Origin of the sequence: Neobacillus massiliamazoniensis (assembly GCF_001048695.1) — a bacterium.
Classification (GTDB): Bacteria; Bacillota; Bacilli; order Bacillales; family Cytobacillaceae; genus Neobacillus; species Neobacillus massiliamazoniensis.
Map to the genome: position 1 here is coordinate 734,638 of NZ_CVRB01000003.1, position 18,077 is coordinate 752,714.

Below are 18,077 nucleotides of genomic sequence, written 5' to 3' on the forward strand. Positions count from 1 at the left end.
GGAACCTTTGCTTGTTCCGTTGACAAACCCATTTCAAGGGATGTGGAATAGTCTCCTAAGATCACCTTCAGTTTATGGTCCAACTACAAGTACATATCAAAGAATATAAAACTTATGGAGTTTAACAATAGTTTAGTTCAAACGGTGAACAATTTCATATTGATTTCCACAAGGATCTTCAAAATAAACTGCATAGTAAGTAGGGCTAATGGGAAATTGTTGAGGTCCAGAGGTAATTTTTCCGCCAATTTCTTTAATCAGTGTAGCAAGTCTGTCAACTTCATCACGATTTTCTACCCAAAATCCAACTAGATTGCCGTTTGGTTTATGCAAAGGATCTTCAGTGATGGCAAAATAGGCTACACTTGGAAGATTCCCATTGGCTGCAAACACCTTCCACTTATCACTATGGAATGTTTGAATAAAGCCTAATGCGGTAAGAAAACCCTCATAGAATGGTAAATTTTTCTCTAAATTATTTACTCTAAGGTCAATGTGACTAAATGGGTTCATAACTTATCCTCCTTTTAAATTAAATCCCTTCTTCTATTTGTTTAAGAATTCTTTCCCAGTATTGCTGCATTTCTTCTCTCACATTCTGATCAGAGAGATTTTCTTGGTGAAAGCTAATGGTCGTTTTTGTATTTTCTTTTGGTATGATCCGAACTTGAATGGTAGAAGTTTTATCCCATCCTTCTTTTTTCCAAGCAAGTCGAAGTTGTTGTAGAGGTTTAACAATTCGAATTTCCCCTTCCCCCATTTTTGTACAGAATTTCTGACCTGGTTGAAGATTTATTTTGGTGCTTTCACCTAACCATAATTTTAATCCATCTTCAGATGCGACAAATTCCCAGGCTTTTTCCTGTGAAATTGGAAAGGTCCTTCTAATTCCTACTTGGAATCCAACCGTTTTAGTTTGACCAACAATTCTCCGTGTGTCCATTTCTTCACCTCTCATCTAAAATACAAAATTTAAAATTCTTATATTAAAGTTCTTGATATCTACTAATAATTCCTTTTTTATCCAAAGTCTTGTTTAACTAAACTGCCATTTTGTTTAAGTACATTTCTTCACAATCTTCTATAAGTTATTCCACAATCTGGACCTTTACATAAAGAAAGAGCACAATTCATTCTGCAGAATTGCGCCCGATTATGGAAGAAGCGAAAATTACTTTCGAGTATTTCCTAATGATTTAAATGTATTTTTTCTTTGGAATGTGCAATATTATTAATTCCTATTCAAATGATAGATTAGTTGCACAACGCCCGACGAGAACGTTCTTGTATTAACCATTTTTAAATTAAATCTCTGGTTTATATCAATAAACAACGGTTTTCCTTCTCCCAAAATAACAGGGTGAACAGATAATCTAAATTCATCAACAAGCCCTAAATTGATAAAAGTTGTTATAAGATTGGCTCCACCATATAGCCAGATATCTTTACCAGACTTATTCTTTAATTTATTTACTTCTTCAAGAATATTATCATTTATGAATACTGCTTTATTATCTGTCTGTTTTTGCGTTTTGGAAAACACGTATTTTTCTTTACTATGAACTAATTCCCAAATTTCTTTTTCAGTATCAGTATCTTCATTTTCTGGAGTAAATTGGCCCCATAAATCGTAACTTTTTCTCCCATATAAAATAGTATCAATTTGATTTAAGAAATTAATAAAGCCCAACTCAGAGTCCATGATACACCAGTCAACTTCCCCATTCTTTCCCTCAATAAACCCATCTAAAGTTACTGCTAAATCTAAAATTATTCTTCTTGGTCCTACGTTTTGGGACATAATTCTTCCTCCCTTTAATCAAATAGATATGGCCTTGGTGTAGCAATGTAACCAAATATTACTTTAATTATTAGAGGACATTAAAACGAGAAAAAGTAATAGTGACCCTCCATTTTTTCTGCCGTGCCCCTACATACAAGGAGAAATTTTGACTTCATATCCAATTACCTAGGTAGAGTATGTCCCCTAAGTAATATTAGTAGACATCGCAAATAAAAGTCAGGCTTGTATGTCCGCTAATACATATTGCTTAAATAAGTTACTTTGCTACATATACACATAGTATAATACTTAATGATGACATCTATTGTCATAATTAAATATCATTAAAATAATCATTTAGGTGGGTAGTTATGCGCGCTGATAGGCTTATTTCCATTTTACTTTTGCTGCAACATAAAAAAAAATTGACAACAAGAGAATTAGCCAAGGACTTAGAGGTAACTGAACGTACCATTCATCGTGATATGGAAGCATTGAGTGCAGCAGGTATTCCTGTTGTGGCTGAACGCGGTAAGGCAGGAGGGTGGAGATTACTTAAACAATATCGAACAAATCTAACTGGTATGAAAGCCAATGAAATTAAGTCTTTGTTTATTTCACCGTCATTCCAGTTGCTCACAGACTTAGGATTAACAAAAGATTGGTATGAAGCACGACAGAAAATACTTGCTTCAATTCCAAGCTCCTTCCAAATAAATGCCGATGATATATGGAATCGAATCCATGTTGATACAAGTGCTTGGAGACAGTCAACTGAAAAAATGGAGTCATTCAAAATTCTGCAACAAGCCATTTGGGAAGATCGGAAATTACAATTGAATTATGAACGGGCAGACGGGGAGTATGTTGAACGAGATGTTAACCCTTTGGGATTGGTTGCTAAAGGCAGCACGTGGTATTTAATCGCGTTATCAAAAGATCAAATTCGAAATTATCGAGCATCCAGAATCAAATCTGCTCTATTAATGAGTGAAACATTTACGCGACCAAATGACTTTAATTTAGCTCAATATTGGAATAGCTCAACACAAGAATTTATTAAAAACCTACCAAGATATGAGGTAGATGTTGAAGTATCTCCTATTATCGTTCAAAGAATTAAGTTCACTGGACGTTTTGTACAAATATTAAAAATTGAATCTCCCATAGAAAATGGATGGACTCCAATAAAGCTGTGTTTTGATACAGAACAAGAAGCCAAAGAGTATATTCTGGGCTTTGGGAATCAGATAAAAATCATAAGACCTAACACTTTAAAGCAAGTTATATTTGATATGGCAAGGGCTGTAATCGATTTTTATGATCAAGAGAATCAAATGGAAAATAAAATGTCCTGAAAGTAGAAAGACATTTTATTCTACTTTCCTTTTGTTAAAAAGCAAACTTATAAACACTTTTTATTTCACAAAATGGAACTAAAATGGAAAAAGCACTTTCCTTATTACAGGAAAGCGCCCGATTGTTGAATAAGAAAAAGCTGCCGCATCAGCTTTCCTTTATTGAACTCTTGCTACCCTATAGTTTAAGTGTAGTTTTTCACAAACTTTACTTGCTTTATTTGGAGCTTTCATAAGTTAACGTGCAGATTGAACCGGTCGTAGCCCACAAACAGGGGAGGAAATTCAGATCCCTGCTTCTAAAATTCTTAAGTTTTAGACGCAATATTGACCGTATTGGGCCTCGTTTTTAGCTTAGCCATTTAGACTCCTATTATTAGTGATTAATTATTATAATAATCTGTGTCTACTATAGACTAAAAATCAATATCGTCTATTTTAAACCTGTTTGCGTTTTACCAGAAGCGTATCCATTTATGAACGTAACCATAATTGAATTAGGACCTGCATTTGTAGCAAATGTATAACCTTTTATCTCCAAATTTCCTGATTTTCCTTCTGTTTGGGTAGTAGGCTGCCCAAGTATTTTTTCGACTTCTGCTATCGTCATGCCACCTTTTCCTGTCTTTGCATCTCCTACCCTAATTTTGTCGTATTCAGCTTTTCCAGGCAAAGAAGAAGCACTTTGATGTGAATTACTCACTCCATTTCCCATAATAGTAACTCCGTTAATCACACCTACAATAATAAAAATTAAAACAACTGAGGAAACAACTAGCATCCCTAATTTAAATAATTTTCCCACATTCATTCTCCTTAACGCTAACTATGTCTTATTTTTCCCAACAATCATTCATTCCAAAAAACCATTATAGCAAAACCAATAATTTGATGGCTAATTTTAACGCTTTGGATGATATCATTATTAAATATTTCTACTGTCAACCAAGCCAAATGATAAAGATAAACGAATGGTTTTTACAACCGCCCCTTATTAAAAGAGAGGAACCCGGAACATATAAAAAAAGGCAATTAACCTCGATGTGTAGCTTTGAAATAAAGTTTAATCAAAAATACCTCACAATCCCAAGTTTTACGATAAATAAAAAGAATCCATTTTGAAAAAAGATTGATCAAAACGGATTCTTCCCTATCAGTTTTAAGTTATGGGTTTATAAAAAAGTTTAATCACTTTCTAGCTTAGATCTTCCAGAATCGCGCCCTTTAATGGAATAACTAAGATATGGCCTTTACTGTTAAAATCAATTAATTTTTCTTCAACTAACGCACCCGTTAGTGCAACAAGAAAGTACTTAATTTCAAAGTTTCGAACCACACCAAGGACAATAATCGATGATAATACACGACGTTCCACCATCATGTATTATCAAACCATAGTCATTTTTTCGGTTATCAAAAAAGATTATTTTGTCAGGACATTCAAACGGATTCTCATGTATTTCACATTCGAAATTAACATGATAAGCCATATCCTCACAACAATGTTTTTTCATAATTTCATTACTCCTTATTTAGTTAAAGCACCCTTTAGTTTAAGTACATTTATTCACAATAATTAAGCTCATCGAATAAATATAACATCCTTATGTAGGGTTTACGCATCATTTAGAATTGCATCAACAGTATAACGAGCGTTTTCACTTATTTTTTTATCAAGGCTATTATAGGTAATTAATGCCTTCCATAATGCCCAACCTTTAGCACGATTCCAGGTACCTTTATCTAAATTCATACTTTTAATAAATACTTCTCGACTATCTTTATCAAAAAATGTCCATGCCATAGCTAGGTCACAAGAAGGATCTCCTGTACCTAAGATTCCAAAATCAATAACACCTGCCAGATGTCCATTTTGAACCAATAAGTTTCCTGGAGCTATATCCCCATGTACCCATATAGGCTCACTTTCCCATTTGCTTAAGAGAGCTTGCTCCCAAATCAACTGACACTTTTCTATATTAATTTTTCATTCAAGTTTATCCAAAGCTTCCTTTGTTTCAGAGTCATAGACACTTAAATCTCCACCCCTATAAAAATTATGAGGACCAGCGATTGGTCCATTTGAAGCATTAATACTTTCAAATTCCAATAAAAAGTTCGTTAATTCCTCCGCAAATAATGATAAATTAATATTATTTTTATTAACTGTATCCCCTGATAACCATTTATTAATAGACCAAACAAAAGGATATTCGGATAGTTGGATGCCCTTTTGCCACAGGTTCAGTAATTGGAAGAGCTAAGTTCTTTGCTAATATAGGTAACCATTTTGCTTCTTTTTGTACTTGAGGTTCATATGATTTTCCACTGGGCAATCTTACAGTCATTTTTTCACCCAAATGAAATGTACGATTATCATGTCCGCTGTTTTTGACGTTCTAAGCGGTTACTTTATGAATTTATGTTAAAGCTATTTCAAAGAGAAGATACAGAACTGGGAAGAACGCATGTTTAGCAAGGGTTCTTCCCCACTTTCCACCAAAAAATGTGCGTCATTTATGATACGGTTCACCGCAGTGCATTTAAATGAGGTTTTCCATTTTAGAATTAAACCTCCGTAACTACTTTTCAATCCCCCATTTTTTCATTTTCCAAATTAAGGTTGCATGGCTTAATTGCAAACGGTAGTAGTATTTACGCAAAGCATTTCAACCAAATTCCTCAATTCTAGAATATTACCGGGAAAGGGATATGTTTTTAAAATTTCTAATGTCTCATTTTTGAACCATTTCTTTCTCTTGAGGCTTGGAAGTTCTTTTCTGAGTTCAATCGCACGTTCGAGGACGTTTGAATCGTGTTTTTGAAGACTGCCTTTCTTTTCTCTAATCTGTGGCTTCAATGCTTCAAACCCACCATGTTCGTAGGCGTGCAGGTATCTTTCGAGTGATCGAATACTTATAGTCGTTTTCTCACTGCCAGGAATAGCGTTGTTTAGCAATTTCCTTCAAAAGTGCATACCTCTCCTCGGATTAACCACTTTTTCTACTAATTAGCAGGATATTGATTGATTTATATCTTATAATAGAATTAGTAATATATAGTAAGAAGTGAATTTGAATTTGGGAAATATAAAAATACTTTTGGATTAAACAATTTCAAAACGATGAAAAAAACATCAAAAGCTGTTGAATTTAAAAATATTGTAAATGATGAAGTAATTTATTTACTTCCTAATAAAGAGATTACTATTGTTTTAATCCAAAAACAGTTGAAGAAAATAAAGAATTAGCAGAAAAATCTACTGGTTTAAATCAAAATACAGCTTTCCTAGAATTCCCCAAGAGAGAGCACACTGGTAATGGACTGATTTGCTATGGGTGCTTATAAATTTAAATCAGAAGATGAATTAGATGTTTTTTTTACGTGAGTTAATTAAATAAATTGCCTCTTGCAAAAATGATGTCATATAGAAATTTGTCAAATTCGCTCTAAGAGTAAGAACCATTGTCGATATTTTCATATGCATTAAAATCAAAGAAGACGGCACACCAGTTATTCATTACCGATTTACCGCCCCGACATTTGAATAGAAGCAGGTTTTCCCTTTAATGGGAACCTGCTTCTTCTTTTAAAACTATCTGCGATAAGCACTCATCGTGTGTTTTGATAGAAAGATGATACGAATACGCATTATAATGGTGGTAATGCTTCTATTCAACTTAGCCGGTATCTCATGTCCAGCACGGCACTTTTTCTTAATGCTGAACGTCCTGTGCGAATAAATCGGCAAGACTGATAGGACCGCATACCTCATCAAACAAATTCATCAATTCGTCATCATAATTGTTACGGAGCTTGCAATCTCGGTCAAAAATCATGGTAGGCTCGTCCTCTGGTTTCACAGCTGGCCACTCAGGCAGTCCTGGGTGATTTGGATTACCTGTATTTGCAAAATGAATGACTGCTTGGAATATCTTTTCTTCCAGTTCATCTGAAACGCCATCAATATTACATATTTCAACTTTATCTGTATTATGGAAGACAAAAGGAATGTCCGAACAATGCCATGCTGCCTTTCCATGAGTAATAGGAAATTCTAGAGTGAAATGATACAAGAAAGCAGGAGCCTTTCCTCCTTCTGCCAGCAGTTTTGCCAGTTCTTTAGAAGGCATACGGAAAATTCTATCAAGTGATATTAAATCAATCGCTTTCTTTTCAGGATAAGCTTTAGCAAACAAATCGATAAGCTCCTGTGTATGCTCACAAAAACGCTTACCAAGCATTTCTCTTTCTTGCTCATCAGAAAGCTCATATTTATTAAAAGTCGCTGGTTTAAAGGCAAACTCACCAAATACAGAACCTACCATCAGTGGAATGGTCTTTGCGTGTTCGGTAAATCCATGTATGAGAGGTTCTCCATAATAATAATCATTTTTTAATGGCGCACAGCCCATATATCCGCCCTTTTGCATAACCATTGGACATACCTTTCCATAGACCTTTACCAGTTCATTGTAAGGAAGCGTTTCTAGAACTTCTACTTCATTTTCTGAAAGTCCCATTTCTTCGAGCATGGCTGTTACAATCATTCTTCCATCACCTTTTGGTTGAGGCATCAGCCTACCATCGTCAATACCGCTCATAACAATTCCCTTATGGAATAGTCCATCCGCATCCGGTATCTGCATCAGACCGGTAATTTTCATACCGCCGCCAGACTGTCCGAACAGTGTAACATTTTCAGGATCTCCACCAAATTGGGCTATGTTTTCATGAACCCATTTCAAAGACGCTACAAGATCAGCATGACCGGCGTTTGCGGAATTTTTATATTTCTCTCCAAAAGGGGAAAAATCCATATATCCAAGGATATTGAGACGGTGATTCACACTCACTACCACTACGTCCCCATAATGACTCATATTAAAACCGTCATATGCTATCTGTTCAATCGATGATCCAGCGGTAAATCCGCCACCGTGAAGCCATACCAAAACTGGTTTTTTAGCATTCTCATCAAGAGCTTTCGTCCAGATATTCAGATTCTGGCAATTTTCATCCTGAGGCCAGTAACGGTGTGGCACCATCAGTTCTGCAGTTGGATTATCCTGTTGCATCAGGGGACATACATATCCATATGATGTAGCATCTTTTATACCTTCCCATGGAGTTACTTCCTCTGGCATCTGAAATCTTTTTGCCTGTGCATAAGGAATTCCTTTGAAAATATGAACTCCGTCATAAAAATAACCTTTTAATTGACCTGCTTTCGTCTGAACAACAGGTACTTCATCAAATACAAATTTTTTTGCCATCCTTTTTCCCTCCAATATCAAAAATCCGCCACCGTAGAAAAACAACATTGACATCATTTTGTCTGATAATTACTTGTAAACCTTTAATACTCTAGGCTCAAGGTCACCATCAACGTCAAGATCGGGAATCTTTTTGACCACCATGTCGATTCCCTAGCAGTCCACAACATCTTTTTTGGTTGCAAGAACATCCACAAGTTTCCGGTAAGCACCGGCAGTAGTTTGTGCTTCTGAAGAAACCATATAACTTACCTTCTTATTTTGTTTCCACTACCGTTCCAGCAAGGATATTTGTTTCCGGTTCTCTTTCAGACTTCAGCTTATGACCTACATCTGGTATTGGCATAATGGTGAAGATACATATAATCGGCATGAGTGCAAGGAATATATAAAAGAAGGTCCAGCCTCCAATCGAAAGAAGTAGCGGTGCTATTGCAGGCACCAGCGATTGTGGTAGGGTATTGGCAACGTTCATGATTCCAAAGTCCTTGGCGGTATCCTGTTTATTAGGCAGCACGCGGGAAACCATAGCCGTATCCACAGCCATAAAGCAGCCTCCGCCTAGGCTAATCACAATACTTGCGATAAAAAAGGCCTTTACGTTCGGTATAACGTACAACACAATACCGATTGCGATAATCACGCTAGAAATATAAAGAAAGATTTTTTGTTTTCTGGCTTTGTCTGATAAAACGCCACCCACAAGGCTGGTAATAGCAGTAAAAACAAAGCTCACAATCATGATTATAGAATAAGTGGATGTGATCTTCGCCGGACTCATATGCATACGGTTACCCAGCATAACTGTTAGGTAAAAGGAACTGCAATATCCCATCATCAGTAAGAACTTTGAAAACAAAGCCCATGAAAACTCAGGATATTTTTTAGGACTCGGGAAAATATTGCTGATCTTTTCACCAAAGGATCTATTATCGCTCTTTTTGACGAATTCCACCTTGCCTTCTTTTATAATAAACAAGCTGATGATTGGTCCGATAGCGCAAATACATGCGAACGTGGTGAATTTAACTGCATCGGTAGCATGGACGATAATATTAATCAATATCATTCCTGCAGTCAAAAAAACAGGCATGATAATACCAAATATACCCGACATGGTACCACGTTTGGATTCCTCAACCTGATCTGGAATCAAAGCGGTAAAAGCCGCCCAGCTGAAATTAACGAAAAACTGTGCTGCTGACCATGCTATCACGACGCCTAAAATGGTTTTCGAGAATAAAATACACATGATACAGATTGAACCAATTAGTGAACCCAATAAAATCCAAAGACGGCGTCTTCCGAAAGCCACAGTGCTTCGGTCACTGATGGCACCACCGATTGGGTTACCGATTAAGGCAAAGATTGCGCTTACACCTGCCACCAGACCATAGGATGCGGCGTAACCCTTAGGGTCGATAGCCATAACCTTGAGTGGCACCAATAGTGCACCGGTGGTCAAGAACCCCATGAGCATCAGCCCAAAACCAATTACGATACCCGCAGCCAATCGCGGAAAAGGTGTTTTAATCGTTTCCATAATATTTCCCCCTAAAAATAGATGAAACCGTTTACAATGTTTTGTAAAAATAACAGAGGACATTTCCAGCATCTTTAAAAGCTAATCCCACTATCTCCATCTAAAATGGAGATAGTGGAATAAAAATCTGTTAATTTACTTGTTGTCCATTTAAAAGCTCTATCATTCCACTTAGCATTTCTTCAGTAAATTGCCCCTGGCTAAAATTAACCAATGCGCGCAAAGGCATATGTTGCATCATTGCAGCCATCATTTCGGATGCTTCGCTTTCCATTTCAGCCATATTAATTAACGGATTATTTTCGTTAGCTTTGGCTAAAAGTTCTTTGGCAATCGGTGCTAAAACAGGGTCAGAAAGTAAATCGCCAACTGTCGTATTACGATGAACTGGTTTTCGAATTGAAACGGTTGATTGAACATGAACACTGTCTGAAAGAACGATCTCTCTTGAAGATTTTCCGATTAAGATCTCAAATTCACCCGTTTCCACATGCCAATCTTTCAAATCAACGTTATAGTAAGCAAATGACCTTTTATCTAATGTAAAAGTAGCTTTCTTTTCTTCACCTGGTAGTAATTCCACTTTTTCAAAGCCCTTCAACTCTTTTTCGGGCCTTATTACAGCGCTTACTGTATCCTTTACATAGAGCTGAACAATTTCTTTTCCAGCGACACTGCCAGTATTTTTTACGTTTACACTAACCAAAACACAATCAGTATCTTGAATTTCCTTTTTATCTATTTTGAGATTGCTATATTCAAAGCTTGTATAGCTTAAACCAAAACCAAATGGGAATAACGGCTCAATATTCTTCTTTTCATAGTAACGATATCCAACGAACACGCCTTCTTTGTATTCTACTTTATCCCCTTCACCAGGAAAGTTTAAGTACGATGGATTATCGCTTAAGGCTTTCGGGAATGTTTCCGCTAATTTCCCGCTTGGATTCGCATCACCAAATAATAAATCGGCCATCGCACCCCCAAGTGCTTGTCCACCTAAATAGCCTTCAAGTATTCCTTTTACCTTACCCATCCATGGCATTTCAATTGGTGCACCATTACTCAAGATAACCACGATATTACTTTGAACTTCTCCAATAGCTTCAATTAATCGAACGTGATTTTCTGGCATCCTTAAATGTTCACGGTCATAACCTTCGGATTCACAGCGATCAGGAAGACCAACAAAAAGAATCACTGTATCCGCACCAGCTGCTACTTCTTTTGCTTCACTAATTAGGTGATCATCTACCTCGTCGCTGTTTAAGTTATAGCCTTGGGCAAATAAAACAGTTGTATTCTTACCCGAAACGGTTTCAATTTCTTCTAAAATGTTTTCAAGTTTTGTAGGATTTATATGTGAGCTTCCACCACCTTGAAAACGTGGTGTTTTAGCGAATCCACCAATAACTGCTACTGTTCCTGCTTTTTTTAATGGAAGAATAGAATCTTCATTTTTTAATAGAACCATACTTTCTCTTGCGACTTCACGTGCCAGCTGATGATGGGCTTCTTGATTGAAGACTCCATTTTCATTCCTGTTATCAACAGCTTTAAAAATAATGGTAAGGAGTCGTTCTACTGCTTGGTCAAGCTTTTCTTCTGAAAGCTGACCACTGTTTACTGCATCGACAATCTTCTTCTCACCGATTCCATAGCTTGAGGGCATTTCTAATTCCAGCCCATTTGCTAAACTGGCAACACGTTCATTTACAGCACCCCAGTCAGAAACGACAAAGCCTTCAAATCCCCATTCATCTTTTAAAATATCCGTTAACAAATAATTATTTTCAGATGCATATTGACCATTTATCTTATTGTAAGCACTCATTACCGTCCATGGCTGTGCCTGCTTAACAGCGTCTTCAAAGCTTGCAAGATAGATTTCCCGCAATGTTCTCTCATCAACAATCGCATCGGTCGACATTCTGCGGTGCTCCTGATTATTAGCAGCGAAATGTTTTAAAGATGTTCCTACTCCTTGACTTTGTACGCCGTTAATATGGTTTGCTGCCATTTGAGACGATAAGTAAGGATCTTCGGAAAAATATTCAAAGTTTCTTCCGCAAAGCGGAGAACGCTTAATATTGGCACCAGGCCCTAGGAGAACAGCTACATTTTCAGCCTGACATTCCTCGCCTAATGCAACACCCACTTTATTTATTAATTCTTTATTCCAGGTGCTTGCTAATCCTACTGCTGATGGAAAACAAGTTGACGGGACACTGTTATAAATTCCTAAGTGATCTGCTCCCTCTGCCTGTTTCCTTAGCCCATGCGGTCCATCTGTTACCATGATCGAAGGAATTCCTAATCGTTCAATCCCTTTTGTATGCCAAAAGTCTAATCCGGAACACAGACTTGCCTTTTCCTCAATAGTCATTTGTGAAATGATTTTTTTAATATCCCTTTCCATCATAAACCTCCTACAAATAGTATTTAGAAAGCGTTTTCTTACAACTATTATAGTTTTTATTTTTTTGATACTATGGTATGTTCTATAGAAAAATAGTAAAAATTACAGGTAATATCCCAAGGAAGTCCGCTAAATATTTACAATATGAGGGAGGGTGTGAGGATGAATTTCTCCAAATATAAGGATTTAGAATATATTTGCAAGTTAGTCTTTGACCTGTATCAAATACCTTTCTATTTTTTGGACAATAATGGGGATTTAGTGTTTGAAATCTCAAACAATTTTCAGCAAAACCCCTTGTTTTCTTCGAAAGAGGATATATTAGGCCAACTATTTACGGAAAATGATCCGCTGCATTTTCCAGTACTTCGGGAAACGGTCTATCTTGAAAACTACTTCTCGATCGGCATCTGGTCAAATAATCAATTTAACGGGAAAATCATTGTCGGGCCAGTCCTTTACTTCAGGCTACCGGAGGAATCAATTAAAGGTATCCTGAACGATTTTTTTCAAATCAAAATAAACAAGGATGAAATGGTTCAGTATTTTCATTCCCTTCCCGTTGTAAACAATTTAGATTTTATAAATATAAGCTTGATCTTTTATTACATGCTTTATCAACAAAAATTGGACTTGGTTGAGATCTTCCAGCATAATAACCTACCTGTAAAGGAAAGGTTTGAATTGGAACAGCCCGATGTTCAAATATCAAAACGCCGTCAAGATATATTGACTCATGCCGATCCACTAGCTGAGAAAAAAATCTTCGAGTGTATTAAAGAAGGAAATAAGGATGATTTAATTAATAATCTAAGGACACTACATGAATCAGGGGAACCAGGGGTGCTATCCAAAACAAGCCACTTACGGAGCCAAAAAAATTTAGCAATCGCAGGTATTACACTTGCGACAAGAGCGGCCGTAGATGGTGGTCTTTATCCTGAAATTGCCTACACCCTTAGTGATTTATTTATCCAGAATCTTGAGGAACTAAACGATAGTAAGACTGTAATCAAATTTTTAGAAAATGCCTTATTAGAATTCACCGATCGTGTTAAAAAAGGGAAAAAACATAAATATTCCAAACCGATAAGCACTTGTCAAAATTATATTTTTACTCATCTTTACGAAGATATTACCCTTTCCCATCTAGCAAAATTGACCGCCATGAATCCTAGTTATCTATCTGTCCTTTTTAAAAAAGAAGTGGGAATTTCTCTGCGCACATATATTCAACATGCTAAAGTAGAAGAAGCAAAAAGCTTAATGACTTATACGAAGCATTCTTTAACGGAAATTTCCAGTTTTTTAAACTTTCATGACCAAAGCTATTTTACAAAAGTCTTTAAAAAATTCACCGGCATTACACCAAAACAATTTATTAATGGAGTTGTTGAATAACATTGATTTTCAAACAGGACAAAAACTGGATAACTTTTTCAACCATTCAAATTTTAGATGCAGAAGACAATATGAATAGAGGAAATTTAATAATTCTTTACAAAAAATATATTTGTAAGATTATAATAAAAAACTGGATCTTCCGTAGATTTGAAAGAAGTAAGCCCGAATTATAAAAAATAAGCGTACCTTTCGGTACGCATCACAAATAGCCGTAAATTCTGATTTTTTCAATCGAATTACGGCTTATTTCATTTATTTGCTACATTCCCGCTGAATCTTTTCGGTCTTGTTCTTCCTATTAAACTAGTTCGAACAGCGGAATAAAGATAAAATTAGTAGCTTAACGAATTTAGAACACACCTTTTGATAAAAGTTGAATCGCCTTTGACTAACTGGATCGATAACCATTCAAGGAGCCAGTGAAGCTCCTGCTGTGAAAGATTGCGTACTTCATTTTCATCTTTGGGCCATTGCAGTTTGCCGTTATCCAAACGTTTATAAAGCATGCCGAATCCATCACCATCGAAATACAAAATATTTGTAACGGTCTTTACTCCACCCTGAAAATAAGATAATGGAATCACCATAGGGATCAAGTTCGAAACAATCTTGAATCAGTGTTGCTAGCCTATCAATTCCTTTTCTCATATCTGTTTTACCACAAATGATGTAAATGTTTTTTACACTTGTATAATCGTACTTCATCCATTTTTCAACTCCTTCATAACGGTTTTAATGATGCGCTCATCTACGTCGTTAAAGAAAGAATTTTCAGTATTACCGGTTTTGATTGTGCAAATAGGATATGAGGAAGGCATCGATGGATGTTTTGCAGAAGTATTTTCGTTTTCGGTATGTAATGTGACGGGGACAATTTTTAATCTTTGATGTGGCATATGAAAGCACCTCCTTAAATTGATAGATTTATCATACCGGGAGGTGTTGATGCATTAAATGCGTTGTTTGAATACGGGCTTACTGAAAGAAACCAAAAAACCTCATTTACTTATGATACGGTTCACCACTATTAATGCTGGACTATATCCTCTACAACCTGTCCTAAACATAAAACAGGCACGCGCGTTCATCTTTCGATAATCGCGCCCTATAATGGAATAACAAAAATATGGTCTTAGACCTAAAATCATTTAATTTTTGTTGAACTAAAGCAACCCGTTACTTTAAGTACAATGTTTCACAATCTTTCCTGTGGATTAGGAATAAAGGCGACCTTCATATTGGAAAACTATAAAAAATTTTGAAATGACATAAGGAAGACCAAGCAAGGCGAGATTTATATACTCTATATAAATAATAGAAAGAAGCATCCAAGTTGGTTCATTTGGATGCCTTTTGTCTACAACCTGTGACGAACACCCATATGATGTTCGCCCGAGAATAATTATTTTTCAGTTGCTGTCATCCCCATTGCAATAGAAATTCTATTCCAACTGTTAATTTGATTAACTATTAGAACAAGGTCAACATACTGTTTTTCGTCATAGTGTTCACGCACTCTTTGATAAAGCTCATCTGGAACACGTTTTGTCGGTATTAATGTCACATGCTCTGTCAACTCTAAAGCTACTTTTTCTGCTTCTGTATAGAATTCACACTCTTGCCAAGCACTAATACAATATATTCTTTGTTCTGTTTCACCCATTTTTCGAGCATCTGCTGTATGCATATTCAAACAATGTGCACAGCCGTTTATTTGAGAAGCCCGAATATTTATAAGATCACGAAGTTTACGGTCTATACCTGTAGTTTTCGTGTACTTCACCATTTCCATCATTATTTTATGTGCTTCTGGTGGAGCTACCTTGTAAATATCAATTCGTTGTTCCAATTTAATTACCTCCTAAAAAAGTTTATTTAATATCTTATTAAACTACCTAAAAAAATATTATCTAATCCGATTAATATCTCCTTCAAACTTATTCAACAAATCTGTTCTGTTAGTCGAATAAGAAAAAGGCTGCCGAAGCAGCCTTACTTTCTTGAACTTAAGCACCCGTTTGTTTAAGTACAATTCTTCACAATTCTTGACTTTACTCGAGTCCATTTAATTGTGATAAGTAATGTGTAAAATGATAGAACGGTAAGGATACATGCCGTTGGTAACTAACGAAATCCTCCCATGTCGTGTTTTCTCTTGGATTGTAGTGACTATCAGTTCTCTATTAATCGTATCTTTCTCTTTTGGTTGTTCCGTTTGACCTGGCTGCTCGCCCAAAAAGCCCATTTCTATAAAAATATGTGAACGACTATTATACTTGTCCATTCTTTAACTTGTCCAAAGAATACTTTAACAATGTAAAACCTAAAAAAATTATAATGAAATGAGGTGTTTTTAATGGGATGTAATGATAATCTTCAACCCAATCAAGCAAGTCAATCCATGGACCCCCCCTGGTCCTTGTTCAGTAGCAACAACACCATTAACACCATTTACGAGTGCAAATACCGGAACAGCGAATGCATCACTGGTTAATAGGATTAAAGTTCCTGTTGTACTAGCAGAACCAACAATCCAAATTCCTTTAGAGGCAACATTTTCTCTTGGAATTGGTGCATCTGAAATTAAAAGAGTGAAAAAAAATGTATTTCTGGATCAAGTGAAACTTGTTCCGGTTGCACCATTTGCACGTGTTGATGGCACTGACTTTTTTACCTTTTCAAGAGCTAAATTATTTATATCAGGGCATATTCGTAAAAATATTGAATATACTACGGCTAATCCTGCGGCATGTACTGTAGAGCTTACAGATCAAATTGTCGATATTCCATTCACCGGCTTTACAGAACTTAGTACATCTGCTGGAACGCTCATTAATCTACCAATCTTAGGTATTAATGAATCTTCGGAGTCTAGTTTCCTTAGTGATGTAAACAACTTAAATGCTCGCTTGGATAAATTCTTCTTCAACAATCTTGTCAAATTCAATGAACAGCCATTTGGTGAGTTAGTAGCCGCAAACTTCTTTGAACTTGATTTTGCGCCAACGGAACCAACGCCTGAGGGACTTTTTTTCACGTTGACTGAAAAACTCGTCCTGGAACTTACTGTAAAAGTATTACAAACTCAGCAGCTTGCCATTACAGCAACTTCAGTCGTTCCTTTGCTTACTGGACTTACTCCTCCAGTTTAATGGATGTTCATATGTAAGGAAAGAGGTTCTGTTTCTTGTAAATAGAGCCTTTCCTCCAATTCAATCCTTGTATAACACTCAAATAGTCCTAAAAGATGCACACGATAAAGAAAAAATCATAAACGAATTAAATTTTTCTGAAGAAGGTAAAAACGCTTCAAAAAAGTAGAAGAAATATTTTTTAAAAATGGGATTAAAATATTAGGTTCAATTCAAACAAAAGATAGTATTCCTTTTCAGTTAATCTGTTTTGATTATGAAACAAATCCAAACGGTGATTTTATTTATAGAGATGTTCGTTTTATTTAATTGATATTCTTACGTACAAAAAGCTAGGGGATTAAATCTTAGCTTTTTTTAGTCCATAAAAATAGTCCTTCTTCAACTCCCTGCCACTTTAGTGGAATAAGAAAAAAAGCCGCCGAAGCAGCTGGTGATCTTAAACTATATCCTCCGATAGTTGAAGAAGAAATTAAACCCATTCATTCTCTAAAACACTAAATAATAAGGAATCACGCCATTCATCTTTCATCAATAAATCTCCACGAATTCTTCCTTCTTTTGTCATCCCAGCCTTTTCCAAAACTCTAATTGAACCTATATTTCTTGGATCACAGGTTGCATAAATACGATGAAGTTTTAATTGATGAAATCCAAAACCGATTATAAGTGTTGCAGCATCCGTTGCAATCCCCTTTCCCCAATATTCTGGATTAATTATATAACCTATCTCCCCTTTTTTATTATGGGCATCCCTAATGTTTAATTCTCCAGCTCCAATTAATCTATCTTCTTTATTATTAATAGCTAATGCATATCTTGTTCTTGGTTCTTTTGCTGAATCAACTAAAACTTGTTTAACAAATGATTGAGATTCTTTTAACGAATTCGGTCCCCAAGGCTGGTATCTACATACCCTTTCTTGTGATGCGTATTTATGTACTTCCTGCCAATCACTTAACTGGAATTCTCGTAAATAAATTCTCTCTGTTTTTAGTTCTGTGCTTGCCAACCTCATCAAAATCTCCTCCCAGAATTAGAATATCACTTTTTCACTTGTTCAATTAACCTGCCTTTTTGTTTAATTACAAATAGATAATGAAATTCTTATGTATGTATTGCAAAAAATGTAATTCATGAGA

21 protein-coding genes and 3 pseudogenes are annotated in these 18,077 nt (G+C 35.9%); 5 read left to right on the forward strand and 19 right to left on the reverse strand.

The features are described 5' to 3' along the window. Positions 1-132 precede the first annotated feature (132 nt). The 3 genes from BN1082_RS16300 to BN1082_RS16310 form a co-directional block, all read right to left on the reverse strand. Positions 133-513, reverse strand: coding sequence for a VOC family protein (locus tag BN1082_RS16300; RefSeq protein WP_090635801.1), 381 nt, complete (start codon positions 511-513; stop codon positions 133-135). Between the two features lie 19 nt (positions 514-532). Next, on the reverse strand, positions 533-943 hold the full coding sequence (locus BN1082_RS16305) for an SRPBCC family protein (RefSeq protein WP_090635803.1): 411 nt from the start codon (positions 941-943) through the stop codon (positions 533-535). Positions 944-1,231: 288 nt separating this feature from the next. Continuing rightward, the gene (locus tag BN1082_RS16310) at positions 1,232-1,801 is read right to left on the reverse strand and encodes a dihydrofolate reductase family protein (protein WP_090635806.1); all 570 of its coding nucleotides are present in this window, start codon (positions 1,799-1,801) and stop codon (positions 1,232-1,234) included. 353 nt (positions 1,802-2,154) lie between these two features. Between BN1082_RS16310 and BN1082_RS16315 the strand changes: the two genes are divergently transcribed. Further along, on the forward strand, positions 2,155-3,141 hold the full coding sequence (locus BN1082_RS16315) for a helix-turn-helix transcriptional regulator (RefSeq protein ID WP_090635808.1): 987 nt from the start codon (positions 2,155-2,157) through the stop codon (positions 3,139-3,141). Between the two features lie 256 nt (positions 3,142-3,397). After that, a pseudogene (locus BN1082_RS28580) lies at positions 3,398-3,460 on the forward strand (HU family DNA-binding protein); the annotation flags it as partial. Between the two features lie 114 nt (positions 3,461-3,574). Here the strand turns inward: BN1082_RS28580 and BN1082_RS16320 are convergent. The 7 genes and pseudogenes from BN1082_RS16320 to BN1082_RS28930 form a co-directional block, all read right to left on the reverse strand. Next, the gene (locus tag BN1082_RS16320; protein ID WP_176699836.1) at positions 3,575-3,946 is read right to left on the reverse strand and encodes a DUF3862 domain-containing protein; all 372 of its coding nucleotides are present in this window, start codon (positions 3,944-3,946) and stop codon (positions 3,575-3,577) included. A 390-nt stretch (positions 3,947-4,336) separates the two neighbouring features. Continuing rightward, complete coding sequence (locus tag BN1082_RS27690) at positions 4,337-4,519, reverse strand: hypothetical protein (protein ID WP_176699837.1); 183 nt, start codon at positions 4,517-4,519, stop codon at positions 4,337-4,339. Further along, positions 4,461-4,655, reverse strand: a complete 195-nt coding sequence (locus tag BN1082_RS28925) for a DUF6980 family protein (RefSeq protein WP_090635814.1) — start codon at positions 4,653-4,655, stop codon at positions 4,461-4,463. Before BN1082_RS28925 ends, BN1082_RS27690 begins: the two co-directional genes overlap by 59 nt. Before the next feature lie 101 nt (positions 4,656-4,756). Next, complete coding sequence (locus BN1082_RS28270; RefSeq protein WP_245640460.1) at positions 4,757-5,104, reverse strand: phosphotransferase; 348 nt, start codon at positions 5,102-5,104, stop codon at positions 4,757-4,759. 226 nt (positions 5,105-5,330) lie between these two features. Then, positions 5,331-5,519, reverse strand: a pseudogene (locus BN1082_RS28275) (aminoglycoside phosphotransferase family protein); the annotation flags it as partial. A 254-nt stretch (positions 5,520-5,773) separates the two neighbouring features. Then, complete coding sequence (locus BN1082_RS29020; RefSeq protein ID WP_483814927.1) at positions 5,774-5,932, reverse strand: AAA-type ATPase lid domain-containing protein; 159 nt, start codon at positions 5,930-5,932, stop codon at positions 5,774-5,776. Continuing rightward, positions 5,906-6,125 (reverse strand): annotated as a pseudogene (locus BN1082_RS28930) (helix-turn-helix domain-containing protein); the annotation flags it as partial. The pseudogene BN1082_RS28930 and the gene BN1082_RS29020, both read right to left, overlap by 27 nt. Positions 6,126-6,265: 140 nt before the next feature. Between BN1082_RS28930 and BN1082_RS28585 the strand changes: the two are divergent. Next, positions 6,266-6,391: a hypothetical protein gene (locus BN1082_RS28585; RefSeq protein WP_281177022.1), complete on the forward strand. Its 126-nt coding sequence runs from the start codon at positions 6,266-6,268 to the stop codon at positions 6,389-6,391. Positions 6,392-6,857: 466 nt separating this feature from the next. On the opposite strand, the gene BN1082_RS16350 is transcribed toward BN1082_RS28585, so the two are convergent. From BN1082_RS16350 to BN1082_RS16360, 3 genes are all read right to left on the reverse strand, one after another. Beyond that, positions 6,858-8,417, reverse strand: coding sequence for a carboxylesterase/lipase family protein (locus BN1082_RS16350; protein WP_090635817.1), 1,560 nt, complete (start codon positions 8,415-8,417; stop codon positions 6,858-6,860). A gap of 256 nt (positions 8,418-8,673) precedes the next feature. Next, positions 8,674-9,960 carry an MFS transporter gene (locus tag BN1082_RS16355; RefSeq protein WP_090635819.1) on the reverse strand — a complete coding sequence of 429 codons (1,287 nt, stop codon included), beginning with the start codon at positions 9,958-9,960 and terminating at the stop codon, positions 8,674-8,676. Between the two features lie 130 nt (positions 9,961-10,090). Next, positions 10,091-12,379 (reverse strand): glycoside hydrolase family 3 C-terminal domain-containing protein, encoded by a 2,289-nt coding sequence (locus BN1082_RS16360; protein ID WP_090635821.1) that lies wholly within the window; start codon positions 12,377-12,379, stop codon positions 10,091-10,093. A gap of 162 nt (positions 12,380-12,541) precedes the next feature. Between BN1082_RS16360 and BN1082_RS16365 the strand changes: the two genes are divergently transcribed. Continuing rightward, positions 12,542-13,780, forward strand: coding sequence for a helix-turn-helix domain-containing protein (locus tag BN1082_RS16365; protein ID WP_090635824.1), 1,239 nt, complete (start codon positions 12,542-12,544; stop codon positions 13,778-13,780). Between the two features lie 335 nt (positions 13,781-14,115). Here BN1082_RS16365 and tnpB (BN1082_RS27980) read toward each other — a convergent pair whose 3' ends face one another. The 5 genes from tnpB (BN1082_RS27980) to BN1082_RS27695 form a co-directional block, all read right to left on the reverse strand. Continuing rightward, positions 14,116-14,370 carry an IS66 family insertion sequence element accessory protein TnpB gene (tnpB, locus tag BN1082_RS27980; RefSeq protein ID WP_090635827.1) on the reverse strand — a complete coding sequence of 85 codons (255 nt, stop codon included), beginning with the start codon at positions 14,368-14,370 and terminating at the stop codon, positions 14,116-14,118. Then, positions 14,300-14,488: an IS66 family insertion sequence element accessory protein TnpB gene (tnpB, locus tag BN1082_RS28935; protein WP_090635830.1), complete on the reverse strand. Its 189-nt coding sequence runs from the start codon at positions 14,486-14,488 to the stop codon at positions 14,300-14,302. The genes tnpB (BN1082_RS27980) and tnpB (BN1082_RS28935) overlap by 71 nt, the downstream gene beginning before the upstream one ends. After that, positions 14,485-14,679 carry a hypothetical protein gene (locus BN1082_RS16380; protein WP_090635833.1) on the reverse strand — a complete coding sequence of 65 codons (195 nt, stop codon included), beginning with the start codon at positions 14,677-14,679 and terminating at the stop codon, positions 14,485-14,487. The genes tnpB (BN1082_RS28935) and BN1082_RS16380 overlap by 4 nt, the downstream gene beginning before the upstream one ends. A gap of 506 nt (positions 14,680-15,185) precedes the next feature. Next, entirely contained in the window at positions 15,186-15,632 is a 447-nt protein-coding gene (locus tag BN1082_RS16385) for a carboxymuconolactone decarboxylase family protein (protein ID WP_090635836.1), read from the reverse strand. Positions 15,633-15,848: 216 nt separating this feature from the next. Beyond that, a complete protein-coding gene (locus tag BN1082_RS27695; protein ID WP_176699838.1) occupies positions 15,849-16,067 on the reverse strand; it encodes a hypothetical protein in 219 nt (72 codons plus the stop codon). Between the two features lie 82 nt (positions 16,068-16,149). On the opposite strand from BN1082_RS27695, the gene BN1082_RS16390 reads away from it, so the two are divergent. Then, positions 16,150-16,935: a CsxC family protein gene (locus tag BN1082_RS16390; protein WP_090635839.1), complete on the forward strand. Its 786-nt coding sequence runs from the start codon at positions 16,150-16,152 to the stop codon at positions 16,933-16,935. Between the two features lie 472 nt (positions 16,936-17,407). On the opposite strand, the gene BN1082_RS16395 is transcribed toward BN1082_RS16390, so the two are convergent. Continuing rightward, entirely contained in the window at positions 17,408-17,953 is a 546-nt protein-coding gene (locus tag BN1082_RS16395; protein ID WP_090635842.1) for a GNAT family N-acetyltransferase, read from the reverse strand. Positions 17,954-18,077 lie beyond the last annotated feature (124 nt).

Coding starts and splice junctions, on each gene's coding strand:
- BN1082_RS16300 (WP_090635801.1), bottom strand. CDS start 513: ATGAACCCATTTAGTCACATTGACCTTAGAGTAAATAATTTAGAGAAA.
- BN1082_RS16305 (WP_090635803.1), bottom strand. CDS start 943: ATGGACACACGGAGAATTGTTGGTCAAACTAAAACGGTTGGATTCCAA.
- BN1082_RS16310 (WP_090635806.1), bottom strand. CDS start 1,801: ATGTCCCAAAACGTAGGACCAAGAAGAATAATTTTAGATTTAGCAGTA.
- BN1082_RS16315 (WP_090635808.1), top strand. CDS start 2,155: ATGCGCGCTGATAGGCTTATTTCCATTTTACTTTTGCTGCAACATAAA.
- BN1082_RS27690 (WP_176699837.1), bottom strand. CDS start 4,519: ATGGTGGAACGTCGTGTATTATCATCGATTATTGTCCTTGGTGTGGTT.
- BN1082_RS28925 (WP_090635814.1), bottom strand. CDS start 4,655: ATGAAAAAACATTGTTGTGAGGATATGGCTTATCATGTTAATTTCGAA.
- BN1082_RS28585 (WP_281177022.1), top strand. CDS start 6,266: ATGAAAAAAACATCAAAAGCTGTTGAATTTAAAAATATTGTAAATGAT.
- BN1082_RS16350 (WP_090635817.1), bottom strand. CDS start 8,417: ATGGCAAAAAAATTTGTATTTGATGAAGTACCTGTTGTTCAGACGAAA.
- BN1082_RS16355 (WP_090635819.1), bottom strand. CDS start 9,960: ATGGAAACGATTAAAACACCTTTTCCGCGATTGGCTGCGGGTATCGTA.
- BN1082_RS16360 (WP_090635821.1), bottom strand. CDS start 12,379: ATGGAAAGGGATATTAAAAAAATCATTTCACAAATGACTATTGAGGAA.
- BN1082_RS16365 (WP_090635824.1), top strand. CDS start 12,542: ATGAATTTCTCCAAATATAAGGATTTAGAATATATTTGCAAGTTAGTC.
- tnpB (WP_090635827.1), bottom strand. CDS start 14,370: ATGGTGATTCCATTATCTTATTTTCAGGGTGGAGTAAAGACCGTTACA.
- tnpB (WP_090635830.1), bottom strand. CDS start 14,488: ATGAAGTACGATTATACAAGTGTAAAAAACATTTACATCATTTGTGGT.
- BN1082_RS16380 (WP_090635833.1), bottom strand. CDS start 14,679: ATGCCACATCAAAGATTAAAAATTGTCCCCGTCACATTACATACCGAA.
- BN1082_RS27695 (WP_176699838.1), bottom strand. CDS start 16,067: ATGGACAAGTATAATAGTCGTTCACATATTTTTATAGAAATGGGCTTT.
- BN1082_RS16390 (WP_090635839.1), top strand. CDS start 16,150: ATGATAATCTTCAACCCAATCAAGCAAGTCAATCCATGGACCCCCCCT.
- BN1082_RS16395 (WP_090635842.1), bottom strand. CDS start 17,953: ATGAGGTTGGCAAGCACAGAACTAAAAACAGAGAGAATTTATTTACGA.